The organism is Rhizobium sp. BK060, assembly GCF_014193145.1.
Taxonomy (GTDB): Bacteria; Pseudomonadota; Alphaproteobacteria; order Rhizobiales; family Rhizobiaceae; genus Rhizobium.
This window is the reverse complement of the sequence record NZ_JACHYW010000001.1, coordinates 126546-143254: the sequence shown is the minus strand read 5'-3', so window position 1 is coordinate 143254 and position 16709 is coordinate 126546. Positions and strand designations below refer to the sequence as shown.

At 57.7% G+C, this 16709-nt stretch carries 13 protein-coding genes and 4 pseudogenes; 10 read left to right on the top strand and 7 right to left on the bottom strand.

What is annotated here, in order from left to right:
• Positions 1–464: 464 nt before the first annotated feature.
• The 3 genes from kdgD to FHT71_RS00595 all read right to left on the bottom strand — a co-directional run bounded on the left by kdgD (position 465) and on the right by FHT71_RS00595 (position 3199).
• Positions 465–1394 carry a 5-dehydro-4-deoxyglucarate dehydratase gene (gene kdgD / locus FHT71_RS00605; RefSeq protein WP_183718666.1) on the bottom strand — a complete coding sequence of 310 codons (930 nt, stop codon included), beginning with the start codon at positions 1392–1394 and terminating at the stop codon, positions 465–467.
• 47 nt (positions 1395–1441) lie between these two features.
• On the bottom strand, positions 1442–2422 hold the full coding sequence (locus tag FHT71_RS00600; protein ID WP_132588173.1) for a mannonate dehydratase: 981 nt from the start codon (positions 2420–2422) through the stop codon (positions 1442–1444).
• A gap of 66 nt (positions 2423–2488) precedes the next feature.
• On the bottom strand, positions 2489–3199 hold the full coding sequence (locus tag FHT71_RS00595) for a FadR/GntR family transcriptional regulator (RefSeq protein WP_132588282.1): 711 nt from the start codon (positions 3197–3199) through the stop codon (positions 2489–2491).
• A 132-nt stretch (positions 3200–3331) separates the two neighbouring features.
• On the opposite strand from FHT71_RS00595, the gene FHT71_RS00590 reads away from it, so the two are divergent.
• From FHT71_RS00590 to FHT71_RS00565, 6 genes are all read left to right on the top strand, one after another.
• A complete protein-coding gene (locus FHT71_RS00590) occupies positions 3332–4927 on the top strand; it encodes an ABC transporter substrate-binding protein (RefSeq protein ID WP_132588174.1) in 1596 nt (531 codons plus the stop codon).
• 15 nt (positions 4928–4942) lie between these two features.
• On the top strand, positions 4943–5971 hold the full coding sequence (locus FHT71_RS00585; RefSeq protein ID WP_132588175.1) for an ABC transporter permease: 1029 nt from the start codon (positions 4943–4945) through the stop codon (positions 5969–5971).
• Positions 5968–6870: an ABC transporter permease gene (locus FHT71_RS00580; RefSeq protein ID WP_132588176.1), complete on the top strand. Its 903-nt coding sequence runs from the start codon at positions 5968–5970 to the stop codon at positions 6868–6870. The genes FHT71_RS00585 and FHT71_RS00580 overlap by 4 nt, the downstream gene beginning before the upstream one ends.
• Positions 6857–7699, top strand: coding sequence for an ABC transporter ATP-binding protein (locus FHT71_RS00575; RefSeq protein ID WP_132588177.1), 843 nt, complete (start codon positions 6857–6859; stop codon positions 7697–7699). Before FHT71_RS00580 ends, FHT71_RS00575 begins: the two co-directional genes overlap by 14 nt.
• Entirely contained in the window at positions 7699–8436 is a 738-nt protein-coding gene (locus FHT71_RS00570; RefSeq protein ID WP_132588283.1) for an ABC transporter ATP-binding protein, read from the top strand. Before FHT71_RS00575 ends, FHT71_RS00570 begins: the two co-directional genes overlap by 1 nt.
• A gap of 476 nt (positions 8437–8912) precedes the next feature.
• Positions 8913–9296 (top strand): hypothetical protein, encoded by a 384-nt coding sequence (locus FHT71_RS00565; protein WP_132588178.1) that lies wholly within the window; start codon positions 8913–8915, stop codon positions 9294–9296.
• Positions 9297–9625: 329 nt separating this feature from the next.
• Here the strand turns inward: FHT71_RS00565 and FHT71_RS00560 are convergent, their stop codons facing one another.
• From FHT71_RS00560 to hemA, 3 genes and pseudogenes are all read right to left on the bottom strand, one after another.
• The gene (locus FHT71_RS00560; protein WP_183718664.1) at positions 9626–10360 is read right to left on the bottom strand and encodes a LuxR family transcriptional regulator; all 735 of its coding nucleotides are present in this window, start codon (positions 10358–10360) and stop codon (positions 9626–9628) included.
• A gap of 320 nt (positions 10361–10680) precedes the next feature.
• Positions 10681–11346, bottom strand: a pseudogene (locus FHT71_RS00555) (ABC transporter transmembrane domain-containing protein); the annotation flags it as partial.
• Positions 11347–11857: 511 nt separating this feature from the next.
• A pseudogene (gene hemA, locus FHT71_RS00550) lies at positions 11858–12547 on the bottom strand (5-aminolevulinate synthase); the annotation flags it as partial.
• A 98-nt stretch (positions 12548–12645) separates the two neighbouring features.
• Between hemA and FHT71_RS00545 the strand changes: the two are divergent.
• The 4 genes and pseudogenes from FHT71_RS00545 to FHT71_RS00530 all read left to right on the top strand — a co-directional run.
• Positions 12646–12741, top strand: a pseudogene (locus FHT71_RS00545) (universal stress protein); the annotation flags it as partial.
• A 7-nt stretch (positions 12742–12748) separates the two neighbouring features.
• Positions 12749–13046: pseudogene (locus tag FHT71_RS00540) on the top strand (metal-sulfur cluster assembly factor).
• An 18-nt stretch (positions 13047–13064) separates the two neighbouring features.
• Complete coding sequence (locus tag FHT71_RS00535; protein ID WP_132588180.1) at positions 13065–13343, top strand: DUF6522 family protein; 279 nt, start codon at positions 13065–13067, stop codon at positions 13341–13343.
• A gap of 527 nt (positions 13344–13870) precedes the next feature.
• The gene (locus tag FHT71_RS00530) at positions 13871–14344 is read left to right on the top strand and encodes a hypothetical protein (protein WP_132588181.1); all 474 of its coding nucleotides are present in this window, start codon (positions 13871–13873) and stop codon (positions 14342–14344) included.
• A gap of 527 nt (positions 14345–14871) precedes the next feature.
• Here FHT71_RS00530 and FHT71_RS00525 read toward each other — a convergent pair.
• Complete coding sequence (locus FHT71_RS00525) at positions 14872–16656, bottom strand: flagellin (RefSeq protein ID WP_183718775.1); 1785 nt, start codon at positions 16654–16656, stop codon at positions 14872–14874.
• Positions 16657–16709 lie beyond the last annotated feature (53 nt).

Genomic DNA, 16709 nt, shown 5'->3' with positions numbered 1-16709 from the left:
AGCGATGCCGCGACAGTACGTGTATCTTCCGGGAGCGATCGCTTCCTCAGATACTGGTATGGTTGGTGAGTTCCTCGAGCCGGAAGGGGGCGTTAGCATGAGGAGAGGCATTAGTGTCGCAAAGAACTGCACAACCTGGCGGCACTTCAATTGCCGTCGACCACGACCATGCCCGTCGCGTTAGTTGTGTGCACCTGGAGCACCAACTTGGCAATCTCGATTCCAATCGTGGGAATCTCTTCCACCGACAGGGCCTTCTCATGCGTCATGCGTCATGGGGTCAGAAGGTTACGTGGCTACGCCGCGAAGGCTGACTGCTCGATTTGACGACATGATCGTGAACCGCCCTGCTCGAACTAGAAACAGCTGAGGCGCGCCTTCGACTGCGCCTGGCCGGGCGTTGCACCGATACGTCCAAGGCGCAGTCTACTCAGTACGACATTGCAGGGTGAAGCAAGGCGTCTCTACGCGGTCTCAAGCCTGAGACTTGCGGTATCGGCAGCTGCTACGATGTTCTCCAGCACGGAAATTTCCTCTTCTGTCAGATCTGTGAGTGGAGCCCGGACAGAGCCGGGATCGCGGCCTATCACCTTTAGCCCGGCCTTGATGATCGAGACTGCATAGCCTCTTCTTCGGTTGCGCAGGGCAACGAATGGGAAGAAGAAATCCTTGAGAATCCGGTCGACGGTCCTTTGGTCGCCGTTTCGCAGCGCCTGATAAAAACGTTGTGCCAGTTCCGGGACAAAATTGAAGACGGCTGACGAATAGGTCGTTACACCAGCGGCGAAATAGGCCTGAGCATAGACTTCGTGCGTCGGCATGCCGCCAACATAGACGAGGCGGTCGCCAATCTTGGTGGTGATCTCAATGACGCGGTCGACGTCCCCGACCCCATCCTTGAAACCGATCAGGTTGGGGCATTCGTCGCAGAGTTGCGCAAGACTGTCTGCCGACAGGATGGCGTTATCACGGTTATAGACGATCACCCCGATCCCGACTGCGTTACAGACTGCCTTTACATGCGCAACCAGGCCGGCCTGTTCCGAAAACATCAGATATGGCGGCAGGAGCAGCAGCCCATCGGCGCCGGCCCTTTCGGCTGATCGTGCAATCTCGACTGCAAGCGAGGTCCCATAGCCTGTTCCCGAAATGATTGGCGTCTTGCCGGCTGCCTTCTTGGCGGCACGTATGACCAGCGGCACCTCCGCAGGATTGAGTGAGAAGAACTCGCCGGTACCGCCGGCTGCAAAAAGTGCGCTTGCCTGAAAGCCAGCCAGCCAGTCGACGTGTGTGCGGTATGCCGCCTCGTCAAACGTGTTGTCGCTGTCGAAATGCGTCACGGGAAAGGAAAGCAAGCCGTCGCCGACCGCTTTCTTGATGGCATCGGGTTCCATGTCAATGTCCTTGAGTTATTGCTCTATCGAAGGATTTGGAGGCGCGATCACAGATGCCCGGCTTCCATGGCCTCAAGCAGGGCGGCGATGTAACCATAGCAAAAGCTGAAGGCTACACCGCTGGCATCGCGACCGCTGATGCTCGGTACATGATCCGGCATGACCATGTATTTGTAGCCGACCTCCTTATACACTTTCAGCGACCGGACCATGTCCATGTCACCCTCGTCGGGGAAGGTTTCCATGAAGGAAAGCGCGCCGCCGCGAATGTTGCGGAAGTGCAGGTTGAAGATCTTGTCGCGTGTGCCGAACCAGCGAATGATGTCGTTGATCTCCTCACGCGGATTTTCGAGCATCTCGCCGATCGACCCTTGGCAGAAGTTCAAACCGTGATAGGGGCTTTCCCGCATCTGGACGAACTTCTTGAGCCCGTCGACCGTCCCAAGCACGCGCGTGACGCCGCGATAGCCGGGAGGCGTGTAGGGATCGTGGGGATGGCAGGCAAGGCGAATGCGGTTGCTTTCGGCAACGGGAACGACCCGTTCGAGAAAGTAATCGATACGCTCCCAGTTTTCGTCCTCCCGGAGCACTCCCGCAAGGCCAGGCGCCGCCTGGTGGTCCGCCTTGTCCCAACGAAATGCCTCGTTGAGCGATCCGCCGCGGCCTTTTTCGAGTTCGGTGCGCGGAATGCCGATCAAATTGAGATTGTATTTGGTCGCAGGTATGCCTGCCTTGGCGCAGTTCTCGATCATCTGGCAGACAGCGTCGATCTGCCGGTCGCGCTCGGGCCCGGCCAAGAGGATATCGGGATAGGATGCGTTCTCGATCGGTTTCGACGGCAGGGGAAGCTGGATCATGTCGAGCACAAGCCCAAAGCTTTCCACATGATCACGATGACGCTCTAGATCTTCCAGCGTCCAGCTTGACGGGGCGCCCGGCGGATCGGCCGATATATGCTTCACCCCAAGCTGAGCAAAAACACGAAAATCGTCATCGTCGCGCACTGCGACCTGCGTTCCCAAATACACCTTCATCCTCCCGAATGATCAGATCATGTCATATGACATAATATGAATTTCGGAGGCTGTCGAGTATTATTGCTGCTCTGCGAGCATTCGATAGCGTCGCTGGCTTGCCATCATGTGGGCGCGCATGGCCTGGCGGGCCCGATCCGGATCCTGATCTGCGATAGCCGAGAGGATCTCCCCATGCTCGGCATGGACCTTTTCGAGATAGGCGCGGTCATTGGCTTCCGGCAAGGTCGGAAACTGTCCGCGCGGTATGGCACGAGGACCGAAGTGGCGCAGAACATCGACGTAAAACCGGTTGTTCGTAGCGGCAGCGATGGCCATGTGAAACTCGTAGTCGGCCTCGACGGTCGGTTGCCCAGCTTCAATCAAATTCGCCATCTTCCTGTTGGCCGCGCGGATGGCGGCTTCTTGCTCGGCTGTCCTGCGATAGGCTGCTATGGCCGCGGCCTCGCCTTCGGCAGCCATTCGAAATTCCAGCAATTCAAGGGTCTCTGGGATGCTTTTTACTTCGATTGGCGTGAGCGAGAGACCCGTCTTTGTTTTGGGGTCGGCGACAAAGACACCCTTGCCTTGAACCGGTTGGACAAAGCCTGCCGCGCGCAGGTCGGCAATTGCCTCCCTGACGACCGTCCGGCTGACGCCAAAGGTAGCCTCAAGCTGCGGCTCGGTTGGCAGTTGATCCCCCTCTCGCAGCTTTCCCGTCTCGATCTGCAGGCGCAGTTGATCGATGACCTGCTGTGCCAGCCGCTGCCTGCCGCGATTGATCGTTACCATCATGCCCGTCCCAATCTATCCATCCGGTCTCGTCCGCACGACGCTTGCAAAGCGCTCTGATCTTCGATAAATCATAATACGACATACGGACGACATATTATGTCTCGTATAGTAACTCAGGGAGGAGTTGCAATGAAGTATTTTCCCAGAAGTCTGTTTGTAAGCGTCGCCTTAAGTGCGCTCACCATGGCGGCCCAGGAGCTCAAGGCGGCCACGCCCGCTGACCAGCTTGTTATCGGGACATCGCTGGCCCAGGTTCTGTCGCTCGACCCGCAGCAAGCGACGGAAGGTAAGGCCGTCGAGATCATGTCAAACCTCTACGATCGGCTGGTGGCAACGACGCCGGACGGAAAGATCGTGCCGCAGCTTGCAGAAAGCTGGCAGGTCGATGACAAGGGGATCACTTTCAAGCTGCGTGAAGCAGCGTTTGCCTCAGGCAATCCGGTCACGTCGAAGGACGTTGTCTATTCTCTAGGGCGACTTCTAAAGCTCGACCAGGCTGCGGCAGCAAACCTGAAGCGAGTCGGCTACACGAAAGACAATGTCGACCAGTTGGTCAAAGCGATTGACGTCAAGACCGTGCGTATCGATCTTTCCGACACGGTGACGTCGGAACTTTTGCTTTACCGGCTCGCCATGGCGATTGCGAGCGTGGTCGACAGCGTCGAGGTCGAAAAGCACGTCGTCAACGACGACTATGGAAACGCCTGGCTTAGAACCCATTCTGCCGGCTCCGGTCCGTTCACACTCAATCGCTGGTCGCCGAACGAGCTCGTCATTCTTGACGCCAACAAGGACTATGTCGCGGGCGCGCCGAAGATGCGCCGTGTCATCGTCCGGCATGTGCCTGAAAGCCAGGTCGAACGCTTGATGCTGGAGCGCGGCGACATCGATCTTGCCAGCGCCCTGACGGCGTCTGATCTGGCGATTTTCAACGGCAGGAAGGGCTTTGAGGTTCAGCGCGTGCCCACCGGCGGTTTTTATGTTCTGGCGATGAACGCGGGCAACAAGTATCTCGCCAATCCAAAGGTGCGCGAAGCGATCGCCTACAGCATCGACTATCAGGGTATCGAAAAGACGATCATGGGGCCGTACGGTCGCGTCAGGACGGTCCCGGTACCAGAGAATTACGAGTATGCGGTACCAAGTCCGGACTGGCACCTCGATGTGGCCAAAGCAAAGCAGCTGTTGGCCGACGCGGGTTTCAAGGATGGCTTTTCCCTGACGCTGAAGACCATAGCTCAGACACCTCGTGTCGATCTGGCAACGGCCATTCAGGCCTCACTCGGCCAGATCGGCATCAAGGTCGATGTCCAGCAGGGAAATGGCTCCGACATCATTTCGGCCCACCGGGCGAGAAACTTTGATCTCCTGATCCCACAGACTGGCGCCTACATGCCGAACGTCCTCGGTGCGATGGAGCAGTTTGCATCCAATCCGGACAATTCGCTCGAAGCCAACAATGCCGGCAACTTCGTGTGGCGCTCGGCCTGGGACATTCCGGAATTGACCGCAGTGACGGCAAAGGCGTCGATGGAGCCTGACCCCAAAAAACGCGGCGAGCTTTATGTTGAGATGCAGAAGATGTTCATCGACCAAAAGCCCGCCGTGCTGCCGATGTTCGAGCGTTTCGAACCCATCGTCTTGAACAGCAAGGTTCAGGGCTATGTCGGCCATCCCAATCTGATAACGCGCCTTGAAGGCGTGACCAAGGCCGAGACCGAATAAACAAGGTCGCCGATCATGAAAGAACTGTCCGTAACCGAACTGGGATGGCGGCTTTGGCATCTCGTTCTCAGCCTCTTCATCCTTCTGTGCGTCACTTTCGTGATCGGCCGCGTCTTGCCCGCCGATCCTGTCGGGGCCATCGTCGGCGAGCTTGCAGATCCGGCTGCCTACGCCGCCATGCGCCAGAAGCTCGGCCTTGACCTGTCGATCTACCAGCAATTTCTGATCTATCTGAAGGGGCTCGCTCAGGGCGATTTCGGGACGGCGGTTCTGACCGGCAATCCGGTATCGGCGGATCTCGCCCAAGCATTCCCGGCGACATTCGAACTTGCCACCCTGGCAATTCTCATCTCGACGTTTGTTGGTGTACCCTTTGGCCTGACTGCCGCGCTTTTTCGCGACAGTTTCATCGACAAGGTTGCTCGCGTGATTGCACTTGTCGGTCATTCGATCCCGGTCTTCTGGTTCGGAATTGTCGGCCTGGTTATCTTCTATGCCGGCTTGAACTGGGTTGGTGGCCCTGGACGCATGGATGTCTTTTACGAGGGCCTCGTCACGCCGCAGACGGGCCTCTTGCTGGTCGACAGCCTTTTGCAGGGCGAAACCGAGATTTTCTGGAACGCACTCGGCCACATCATTCTCCCAGCTGTCATCCTTGCCTATGCGGCCATGGCCTACATTACCCGGATGACACGCAGCTTCACGCTGGAACAGCTAAGCCAGGACTATGTGATTGCCGCGCGCGCAAAAGGCGTCGGCCCGGCAAGGACCGTCATCAGCCACGTTCTTCCCAACATTGCCGTACAGCTCATCACCATTCTTGCGATCTCCTACGGTGGGCTTCTTGAAGGCGCGGTCGTGACCGAGATCGTCTTTTCATGGCCAGGCATCGGTCAATACATGACGAACGCGCTGATGATCGGCGACATGAATGCCGTCGTTGCAGGTACGATCGTCATCGGTTTCATCTTCATGTTTCTGAATTTCCTCGCGGATATCGCCTATGCGATCTTCGATCCGCGCACGAGAGAGGCGGCGCGATGAGCGAGGCAATTGACACCAATCTTCCTATTCGTCCACCGAGCCTTCCAGCACGCATCATAGCGTCTTCGGCCCGTATCGTCTCGAAGCTTGTGCAGGAGCCGCTCGGTCTTGCAGGCTTCGTCATTCTTGGGCTGCTCTGCATCGTCGCGATTATTGCCCCTTGGCTTGCGCCCTACGATCCGAATATCCAGGTTCTTTCCGACGCCTTGCAGCCGCCGAGTGCCGCGCATTGGGCCGGCACCGACGAGTTCGGGCGCGACATTCTGAGCCGGCTGATTTACGGAACGCGGATCACCGTTCACACGGTACTCTCGATTTCTCTGATTGTAGGTCCCATCGGTCTCCTGATCGGCGTGGTTGCTGGCTTCTTCGGTGGCCGCACCGATGCGCTGCTGATGAGAGCGACAGACATCGTTCTTTCCTTTCCTTCGCTGATCCTGGCGCTTGCGTTTGCCGCGGCCCTTGGCGCCGGACTGACCACTGCGATCATCGCCATTTCCCTGACTGCCTGGCCGCCGATAGCCCGGCTGGCACGCGCCGAGGCTCTGGTTGTCAGGAACGCCGACTACGTCGCTGCTGCGCGGCTTTACGGAGCCTCGCCGCTGCGCATCCTGCTCGTCTACATCGCGCCCATGTGCATCCCCTCGGTGATCGTTCGCCTGACGTTGAACATGGCCGGGATCATCTTGACGGCCGCCTCCCTCGGCTTTCTCGGACTGGGTGCACAACCTCCGGCGCCGGAGTGGGGCGCAATGATATCGAACGGACGCAAGTTCATGCTGGACTACTGGTGGGTTGCCGTCATGCCGGGCTTGGCTATCCTGATTTCCAGCCTTGCCTTCAATATCGCGGGCGATGCGCTTCGCGACATTCTGGATCCTCGCCATGCAAGATCATGAGATGAGACCCCTGCTTTCCATCAGGAAATTGAACGTGAGTTTCGCCAGGATCGCGGTTCCCGCCGTGTCCGACGTAAGCTTCGACGTCGGGCGTGAGCGCGTCGGGATCGTCGGCGAGTCCGGCTCGGGCAAATCGACGACGGGACGCGCGATCATGCGCCTTCTACCGCCGAGTGCTAATGTCACGGCGTCGCGTCTCGAGCTTGACGGGCGGCCCCTTCTGTCGCTGCCGGAGCGGCAGATGGGCAAGATTCGGGGCAAGGACATCGCGTTGATCATGCAGGATCCTCGCTACTCGCTCAATCCGGTGCTGACGGTCGGCAAGCAGATCGCCGAGGCGGCTCGCCTGCATCTTGATCTGCGCGGCCGCGCTGCGCTTGCCGCCGCAACCAGAGCGCTCGAGCGCGTGCGGATCAACGACCCGGAACGCGTGATGACGCTTTATCCGCACCAGATTTCCGGCGGCATGGGGCAACGCGTGATGATTGCCATGATGCTCCTTGCGAAGCCGAAACTGGTCATTGCCGACGAGCCGACATCGGCCCTCGATGTCAGCGTCAGGAAGGATGTGCTGACACTGCTCGATGAGCTCGTCCGGGAGAATAATTCCGGACTGCTGTTGATCAGCCACGACATTCGCATGGTCGCAGCTTTTTGCGAGCGGATTATCGTCATGTATTCCGGGCGCGTGATCGAAACGCTGACCCGGCTCGAAGACGCGCGCCATCCCTATACACGAGGACTTATGGCAGCGATGCCGGATCCGAAAAATCCGGTACGGCGCCTTGCTGTTCTCGACCGGACAAAGCTCGATCTGGAGAATGCATGATGATTGAAGTAGGCGATCTCGATGTCGTGTTTGCTTCGGGCAAGCAGGAAAATCACGTGGTCAAGGAAGTGAACTTCAAGGTGGCGCGTGGTGAGACCCTGGGCATCGTCGGCGAGTCTGGCTGCGGCAAGTCCACCTTGCTGCGCTGCCTTGCTGGTATGGAACGGGGCTGGTCAGGAGAGATTGCGCTGGCCGGCAGGGTCGTCGGCAAGACGCGCAGCCGCGAGGACCTCAAATGTGGGCAGATGGTTTTCCAGGATCCCTACGGTTCGCTTCACCCCCGTCATCGGATCGGAACGGCGCTCGCCGAGCCTTTGAGGGCTATGAACCACGTCGATATCTGGCAGAAGGTGGACAAGGCCCTGCGCCAGGTCGGTCTGCCGGCAGGCTTTGCCAACCGCTTCCCCCATGAGCTCTCCGGTGGGCAGCGCCAGCGCGTTGCGATCGCCAGGGCCCTGATACTTTCGCCACCCATTCTCCTGCTCGATGAACCAACCTCGGCGCTGGATGTTTCCATACAAGCGGAAATTCTGAACCTCCTGGCAGATCAGCGTGATGAGCGAGGCCTGACCTATGTGCTTGTCAGTCACGATCTCGCCGTCATCGCGCACATGTGCGATCGCGTTTTGATCATGAAGGACGGCCGCTTCGTCGACGAGCTCACCAAGGCGGATCTGCAGGTGGGGGTAACCCACCACGCCTATGGCCGCGAATTGTTCGGCGCAAGCTTCATCTGACCTAAGATCGCGTGAGCGATCGAACCGCACGGATTGGTGAGGCGCTCTTCGACGGCGCCGATTGAATGTGATGTCCTTCGTGGCATGCAACATGCGCGACGCGATCGCCAGCGCGCCGGATAGCATGACCCTTGCAGTTCGTCGTTCCGCGACTTGAACTTGAAGAAAATCCGACGATGCGGGCAAGCCGCGTTCAAGCCCTCACCGCTTCAGATCCCCCGACGCATCCTCCACTGGAAGCCGCTGACGTTGTGTGATTGGAGACAATCGGTCTCGATAGCGGCCAGATGTTTTACCCACATCGGTCCGGCAAGTATCGGAGGTTCAAAAAAATATGGTCATAATCTCAGTCCGTTGACAGGTTGCCCGATGCATATTGGAACAAAGGGCTTCCTCATCCATAAGTTACTCTATAAAAATAGTCGTGTAATTATGGCACTGACAGCCTTGGACAAAAGGCCTGAGAGGAGACAGACATGACAAATGCTTTGCCCCCGCTTCATGCAGGACATGCTCCAATTACGCTTCAAGAGCTTTTCCGCGAGGCAGTGTACGTCTTCGAGGAATGGGACGACGAATTGGTCGAGCCGATCGTTACCTTCGAAGGACGGGTGATCCCAATCAGCCATGTGTTTGAGGCTATGCGGCACTGCAACGACATCGTTCCAATGCACATGGCCGGCGCAATCGCCGACCGCCTGACAAAGCCATGGGAGGGCGATGGACCACTGGACCAGATGAGCTTTTCGACTGCCGCAAGGGTCATGGCCGTATTGGTTCGCAAGCGCCTGCTTTTCGGCGAAATGCATGGATTCGCATCGTTTGCGATAGTCGGAAGCCAGCGAAATTCGCGCCGCTGATGGAGCCGGGCAAAGCGTCGGACAGCCTTTCCTGCCCGGCGCGACCTATCTCATTAAATGCAGGCAATGGCCGCGCGAGCGTTGCAAGAGAATGGCCCGAAAGGACACGGCCGCCCGACGATCGCGCTGACCGCGACAAAGATTTCCGCACCAGTCCGATTGCGGTTTGCAGCGCCCACCGCGAAGGAAGCCCGTCGTCATCGATCAGGCATCGAGCGCGACAGCCTTCGTCAAAGTGCGTTCGGCGGCTGATGAGAAGCGGAGTATTCCCTATGGAGGGACGGGCACTCTTTGGGCGCCATCGGAGCCAGACTGCCGGGAACCGCTGATCAGACGATCAATCGACGTCGGATCGCCTCGGCTATGGCCTGGGTCCGATTGGATGCGCCGAGCTTCTTGGCCGCCGACTTGATGTAACTGTTCACAGTCTCGACTTGGTATCCGGTCGCCTTTGCAACACCCTGGCTGGTTAGTCCGAGGCTCGCCTTCGACAAGCACGCTATTTCACCTTTCGACAACCGCAAATGGTTTGCAGCGAAGCGGTCGACAAGCGGTTTTGTGACCGCGGTGTGGATCGCCTCGGCGATCAGAGCAAGGAACGTGATCTCGTCGTCGTTGAACGGAGTGGACCGCGTGAAGCCGACTGCTCCATAGACGGTACTGTCTCGAAGGATTGGAACGATGGTCCTGTTGTGGACTGCGAACGTCCGTTGAAGATACAGGAGCCTTTGGGGAACTTCCTGTTTCTGATACACGTCGCTCTCGATTACCACCGCCGTTGATGACTTGCTGGCCTGGACGAGCGGGTCCACGAACAGGAGTTGATCGGCCATATACGCTTCGATGAACGCGGGTGGCAGATCGGTGTCGATGGAGAAGCCCCCTCCGAAACGGTAGTAGTCGACATCGAGTCCTGAAATGAAAATGTAATCGAAGGGCACGGCCAACCGGAGCCTATCGATGAGTTCGTTTTTTCCAAAGTAGCGGTGCTTCGGAACCGAGCGAAGGTCTATGTAGTCGTCCAATGCGTCTGGAGATAGGATCGAAATGGCGTTGACGGGCATCGGGGCAGCTTCGGTTATTGCAGAATCTACCCCAGTTATGGCGCTCGGCAGTTAGCCGAAGCTTAACGACTTGATGAAGGTCGTGTGCCGGGTAATAGATTGCTATTGGCTTGGCATCTGGTCGAACGCCGTCGCCCACCGCGCAAGGCGTCACGCTTCCTTCCGACCGCTTTCGCCACGGTCCTATGCGGCGTTCTTATCATGCTCTGGACCGTCCGGTGTCTTGAACTGCAGTTCAGCCAGACGCTTGTAGTCCCCCGCCGCGCAAAAGCGCAGAATGCGTGCCTTGCTCCACGATCCGGCCTCCGTCCATCACCCGCATCCTGTGCGGCGCGCGATTTCTTGCGCACAGACCGTCCGAAGTAGATCAGCGGCGCAATTATGAGCGGAATTACGCCGACGGCGATCGTCGATAGGCGCGGGCTGGTGACGAACATCATGCCGAGCGCGCCCGCACAGAGGATCGCGTTTCTCAGAGCCACGGACGCCGACAGGCTGACCGCCGCTTTGATCTGGGTGGCGTCTGCTGTAAGGCGCGACGCTATCTCTCCCGAGTGGTTGCAGTCAAAGAACCGAGCTGGAAGACGAACGATATGATTGAAGACCTTGGCGCGAAGGTCCGTCACGATCCGCTCACCGAGAGTGGTGACAAACTAGTAGCGTAGCGCGCCGGCTACGGCCAACGCGACAGCCAGAGCCATCACCATGAGAAAGTATTTGTCGATGAACGTCCCGTCGGCTTGCCCGAAACCATTGTCGATCATGCGACGAACGGCCATCGGCAGAGAGAGCGAAATCAACGCGGCGCACGTGAGCGCCAGAACCGCGCATATTGTCAGCCCGCGATGATGTCGCAGGAAAGGAGCGAGGCGTACGAGGCTGGCCGCGGCTCTTTTTTGCGAGGACGCTAGATGCCGGCTTCCGTCGTCGCGTTCGAGCGACTGGTCTTTGAGACTGGAAGTCTGTCGGTCGTGCTGGGCTACCATCAACGCCTTGATCTCCGAATAAATGTGACGGTGCCCTTGTCCACCTGACGGACTGCAGCGTCTTTGATGATGATCAATTATTGGAGAGCGTTTTCGAAACCGGACGCCCTTAGGCTTACTAGATCGATCCCGCGACGGCGTCCCGTCGACCGCCCTGCCCTTAACTTTTCATAAGTAAATCAACCCTATTTATGGGGTGCGTTTCGTATCCTCCGGAGGCGTACGCAAGAACCTCGCATCAAGGACCGGGCATTGGCAGAATCGTCGGCGTCTTCTTCAGCGCGCGTGGCTTCCTTAGTTGAGGCGCTGCTCGGGGCTGGATGCGATATGTGGTCTGTTGGAACGGGCTATTTTGTGGGAGAGCCGCGGGAGGAACCCGCGGCAACGCGTGCTCAGGAAATTCTGCGTGAGTTTGGTCCGAGGGACCACTTGAGGACCGAAATCTCAAACCACCTGCGGGCGATCGGTCGCGACATCGCCCGCGATTTTGTCGTGGACTAGGCTAAGGCGGCTACGCCACGTGCCGCGCCAGGGCGCAGCGCGACCAGAGCGAATGCAGGGCATCGACGAGATGCTCGATGTCGGCGTCGCTGTGCAGCGGCGTCGGGGTGATGCGCAGGCGCTCGGTCTTCTTCGGCACCGTCGGGTAGTTGATCGGCTGCACATAGACGCCGCAATTGTCGAGCAGCAGGTCGGAGATCCACTTGCACTTGGCGGCATCGCCGACCATCACCGGGACGATATGGCTCGGATTGGGCATATGCGGGATGCCACGCTGATCGAGCAGCGCCCTCAGCTTGCGGACCCGATCCTGATGCCGCGCCCGCTCGAAAGGGCTGACCTTCAGATGCTGGATCGAGGCCACCGCACCGGCAGCGAGCGCCGGCGGCAGCGCCGTCGTGAAGATGAAGCCGGAGGCGAAGGAGCGGATGAAGTCGCAAAGTGCGGTCGATGCGGCGATGTAGCCGCCCATGACGCCGAACGCCTTGCCGAGCGTGCCTTCGATGACCGTCAGGCGATCCATCAGCCCTTCGCGCTCGGCAATGCCGCCGCCGCGCGGTCCGTACATGCCCACGGCATGCACTTCGTCGAGATAGGTCATCGCGCCGTACTTGTCGGCGAGATCGCAAATCTCCTTGATCGGCGCGATATCGCCGTCCATCGAATAGACGGATTCGAACGCGATCAGCTTCGGCGCCTTGCTTGCACGCGCGCTTGCAAACGTGGAAGCAGCCACCAAAAGAGCACCATTTCAACAGCCGGCGCTATTCTTCGCCGCTAACCACAGAGGAAACGCCAATGGTTCAGCTTCGTGAACTCGATGTTCGACAGATACTGCGTGATGGCGGGATGCCCTTCCAGCTAATAATGGATACGTTTGCCTCCCTCGATCCGGGGGCCGATGTGCGGGCCTAGCCTCACTCGTGACGCCGTCCTTGATGCACTTCGAGAAATCGAAGATCCCGAGGTCGCAACCTCGATCGTCGACCTCGGGCTGATCTACGACATCTCGATTTCAGAGGACGGCTTCGTTATCGTGGAAATGACAACAACCACCCGCTTCTGTCTTGCTTCCGGTTTTCTCACCGAGGCGGTAAAGATCCGGCTGGAGGCGTTTGGAGCAGGTAAGCAAGGCACAAGTCCGGCTTGTCTACGACCCGCCTTGGTCGCCTGACATGGCGGAGTTGTTTTCATTCTAGTCCCATGGAGCGGCAGGCATGACCATCAAGGGCCAAGTTGATCTCGACGAGCTGACTGTCGATGCATCCTATCTGGCGGGCCGGTTTGGACTGTCGCTGGCAGCCTTTCGACGTTACATGGCGCAGGGTCTCGTTCGTAGCAGGGTCGAAATCGGTCAGGAAGCGGACATCGGAAAGACACGCCTGACAGTTCGCCTCGGAAATCGAGTATGGATCGCGGTCTTGGCGGCCGATGGCAGCGTTGTGAGCGAAGAAACCAGATTTGCGGCGTCGGCTCCTCCTCGCCCAGCCACGTAGACGATTTTGCGGATTCCTAAGAAACACTCAGCCGGGGCCACCCTGGTTGAACAGACTGGTAGAGCGAGCTGCGTTGTGGGCTCTGCATCAGCAGATTCGACGGAAGCGCAACGACGCGGCTGCAGGGGGGCGGCATTTGTGATCACCCACACAACAGCTCGTGGATCCCGTAATTTCCATTGCCAACTACCTGAATTGCATCAAAATGCGGCAGCAGCGCTCAAGGACCGTACACATGCAAATCAATGAAAGTCCCTTATTCTCGGCTCTTGAAGAGCGTTCTCTCCATCCAAGGCAAGCCGACGGGCTCCTACGAAGATCCAACAGTATCACCGGGCGGTGGCAGGCGGTCAGAACCTGGTGTTCCGCATAAAGGCTGTACGTCCTAGAAATCAAAGAGGCGGCAACTTGGAAGTGGTTTGATCGCCACAAATGATTGAGTAAGAAGATTAAATGAGATCGGTCTCGAACCAGCCTTGCCCGTCATCGGTGCCTGCTTTAGCTCATGAAACAAATGGAACCCGCCGATGATCTTCATGATAGTCGCGGTCGCAATCTTGTTAGTTTTTTTCTTCCTGTTTCCCCGCCCCACGTTGATTGCGCTGATTGCGGTCATTTTTGTCGGCGCTGGCGTCGGGGTTTATGTTTACTTCCAGCAATCCGACCGCAACAACTCCGCGAGCTTGGTTGTTGGCACGAGCACAGGCACCCAGGGCTGCCTCGACCCTGCCAAGCCAGTTTTCGTTCAGTTGTTCAACGGCTCCGACCAGTATGTCAACGTAGTACGCTTCCGATTGGTCGCGAAGCGCCCAGGCTTCAGCATTGAAGCTTACTCCGACTATCTCAGCAGCTACAAGATCATTGAGCCGCATGGCGTTTACGGGACATGCTGGGCGCTCAATCAGTATAGAGGCTTGGAGACCTTGCCAGACAAACCTTCGCCCAAGGATTTTGAATGGAACGTGGACATCTCATCAGTAGATTTCGCTGAGGATGAGTAGGTGTCGGTCCATTTGTGAATTCTTCAGCCCCGCCGTTGACTACGCCCTTGTTCTTCCCTCGGCGTGCTTCGATATCAGGCGACTGCTTAGTCCCGAGTTCGTTACCAGTATTTTCAAAAGGCATGACCTTGCCACGCTGACCGCTTGGCCACCACTACACCTGCGGCATTGCCTTTGGAGGCCCATCTAAACCGGTACGCTGGAGCAGACACTGTCGCTAGGAACTGCGCCGCCTGCGGTGGATACGGCTCGATCGCCGCAATGCGATCGGACGCTGAGCATAACTTGGCAAGGGCGCAAGCGTTGGGCGCAAAAGAAAGTGCGATCTCGGGACATTTCTCGCAGGAACAAAGCTGGCCTGAGCCACGCGTCGCAGATTTCGTCGGCGACTAACCGGACACTTAAAAACGCTATCCGGCACTTACCTTGAGCTAGAAAGCGGCCACGAGGAAAGAGAAGCGTTGGCGTACTGCCCGTGCTAACCATGGCCGCTTGTATCCCGCAACGTGCTCCATCCTGCTATCTTGCTATTGAAACAGCTGCAGCACGCTCTTCGGAGAGCCATTCCCAATCGAAAGGGATTGCAACGCGAGTTGCTGCTGAGTCTGCAACGCAGCCAGCCGCGATGACTCTTCTTCCATATCGGCGTCAACCAAGCGACCGACTCCTGTATTGAGGTTGGCCGCGAGCCCATGTGCGAAGGCGGCTTGGATATCGATGCGCTTTTGAAGGGAACCTAGAACGCTGGCCGCAGACACAACGTCGGAGAACACTAGGTCCGTATAGCTCAAATAGACGTCCAGCATCTGCGGATTGGCGACGATATCGATCTCCATGAAGTCGAGATCAGAGATTGGCTCGATACTGACCGATATATTAGTGAAGCCGACGTATGATTTCGTTCCTGAGAGGCGATCAACATTGTTGTCTGACCGGATGGAAATGCCGTTGCCGCCCGTCTCTTCGATGATTACATCAGGCCAATCGGCTGACACGAGGCTTTTGAGCAGCGTTACCATCTCCGTTGGCGTCTCCACCTTGCCCGTGTCCTTTCCCAGAAGATTGTTTACGTAGGCCCGATTGAAGGAGGAGCTCGTCGGGGCCTGCCCGTTCACGTTGAAGCTGAAGAAGACCTCGACTCCATCGAGGTTGTCGCCATCCTTGTAAACCTCGAAGGGTACAAAAGTGATCGGCAGTTCCGACCCGCGCGTGCCGAACGCTGAGGCATTGCCTATCCCACCCGATCCGACCGTGCTGCTGAAGTTGCTGATCTCAACGTAGGAGCCATCAAGACCAGACGTCTCGTCAGTCCATATGGCGATTTTATCGGGGTCGGCGATCCATGTTTTCATCGCCGCATCCCACTTGGGTACCGTGCGAGCCGTTGCCTGTGCGCCCGACGCATCGAGTGCAATATTCAGGACTGCGATGTACTGCTGAAACGTCGATATCTTGCCATTCAGGGCTGGGTTGTAGGCGTCGACGGTCGCTCTCGTAATCTCGACGGGCGGATAGGTCGCGCCGGTGTTATGCGGCGGCGGCACCTCAGCTGAATTGTCTTTGTCGACCGTTACGTTGAAGGAAATGTTATCTGAAGCCCCGAACGTGAGCGGTCCGGAAAATGTATATTCAATGGCTGCGGAAGTACCAAGGGAGCTGTTGACTTCGCTCATCCAGATTTCGCCATCGTTGTCCATGAACGTGTCGAAGTCTCTTATTCCTCCAAGGGTCTTTAGTTTACGGGTATCGGCCTCCAAGAGTCCGCCGCCCGTGCTGTTGAAGAGTGCTATTTCGGCGAGATGGGCCGTGGTGGTCTTTACGGAAACATTACCGGACGCATCGCGGACAAATGCGGACACTACTGTTTCGACGTCGAGATCGCTATCGTTGATATCTTCTATGTTGGAGCTGAGCCAGTTCTCACCATTGAAACTCGCAGAATGCGCGATGCCCCAAACCGTTTGCTTCAATTGATCCAGGTCGGCCTGAACCTTGGTTTTATCGACGCCAGCTTCCGTCGCTGTCACCAGCTTCGCCTTAAATTCTGCGAGGACATCCGTCACTGCCGTCATTCCCGCGTAAGCGGTGTCTACCTTCGCCGCGCCCGTTCCCAAAGCATCAGAAACCGCAGAAACCGCCTTAAGGTCTGACCTCATTGTGGTTGCGATCGCCCAGTAAGCCGCATTGTCCGAAGCACCATCGATGCGAAGTCCCGAGGACACCCGCCTCTGGGTTCCTTGCATGTCTGAGTTGATTTTACGCAGCGCCTGGAGCGCAATCGACGCTGAACCATTCGTTAAAATTGAGGTCATCGTAACCAAGAAAATAAAACTGGTGATTGGATAGCAAACCGCGATTCGCGCGT

Bases quoted from the DNA above. Each gene is read 5' to 3' on its own strand.
- FHT71_RS00535 (WP_132588180.1), top strand. From the start codon at position 13,065: ATGACCATCAAGGGCCAAGTTGATCTCGACGAGCTGACTGTCGATGCA.
- FHT71_RS00530 (WP_132588181.1), top strand. From the start codon at position 13,871: ATGATCTTCATGATAGTCGCGGTCGCAATCTTGTTAGTTTTTTTCTTC.
- FHT71_RS00595 (WP_132588282.1), bottom strand. From the start codon at position 3,199: ATGGTAACGATCAATCGCGGCAGGCAGCGGCTGGCACAGCAGGTCATC.
- FHT71_RS00570 (WP_132588283.1), top strand. From the start codon at position 7,699: ATGATTGAAGTAGGCGATCTCGATGTCGTGTTTGCTTCGGGCAAGCAG.
- FHT71_RS00580 (WP_132588176.1), top strand. From the start codon at position 5,968: ATGAGCGAGGCAATTGACACCAATCTTCCTATTCGTCCACCGAGCCTT.
- FHT71_RS00585 (WP_132588175.1), top strand. From the start codon at position 4,943: ATGAAAGAACTGTCCGTAACCGAACTGGGATGGCGGCTTTGGCATCTC.
- FHT71_RS00590 (WP_132588174.1), top strand. From the start codon at position 3,332: ATGAAGTATTTTCCCAGAAGTCTGTTTGTAAGCGTCGCCTTAAGTGCG.
- FHT71_RS00575 (WP_132588177.1), top strand. From the start codon at position 6,857: ATGCAAGATCATGAGATGAGACCCCTGCTTTCCATCAGGAAATTGAAC.
- FHT71_RS00525 (WP_183718775.1), bottom strand. From the start codon at position 16,656: ATGACCTCAATTTTAACGAATGGTTCAGCGTCGATTGCGCTCCAGGCG.
- FHT71_RS00565 (WP_132588178.1), top strand. From the start codon at position 8,913: ATGACAAATGCTTTGCCCCCGCTTCATGCAGGACATGCTCCAATTACG.
- kdgD (WP_183718666.1), bottom strand. From the start codon at position 1,394: ATGGAACCCGATGCCATCAAGAAAGCGGTCGGCGACGGCTTGCTTTCC.
- FHT71_RS00560 (WP_183718664.1), bottom strand. From the start codon at position 10,360: ATGCCCGTCAACGCCATTTCGATCCTATCTCCAGACGCATTGGACGAC.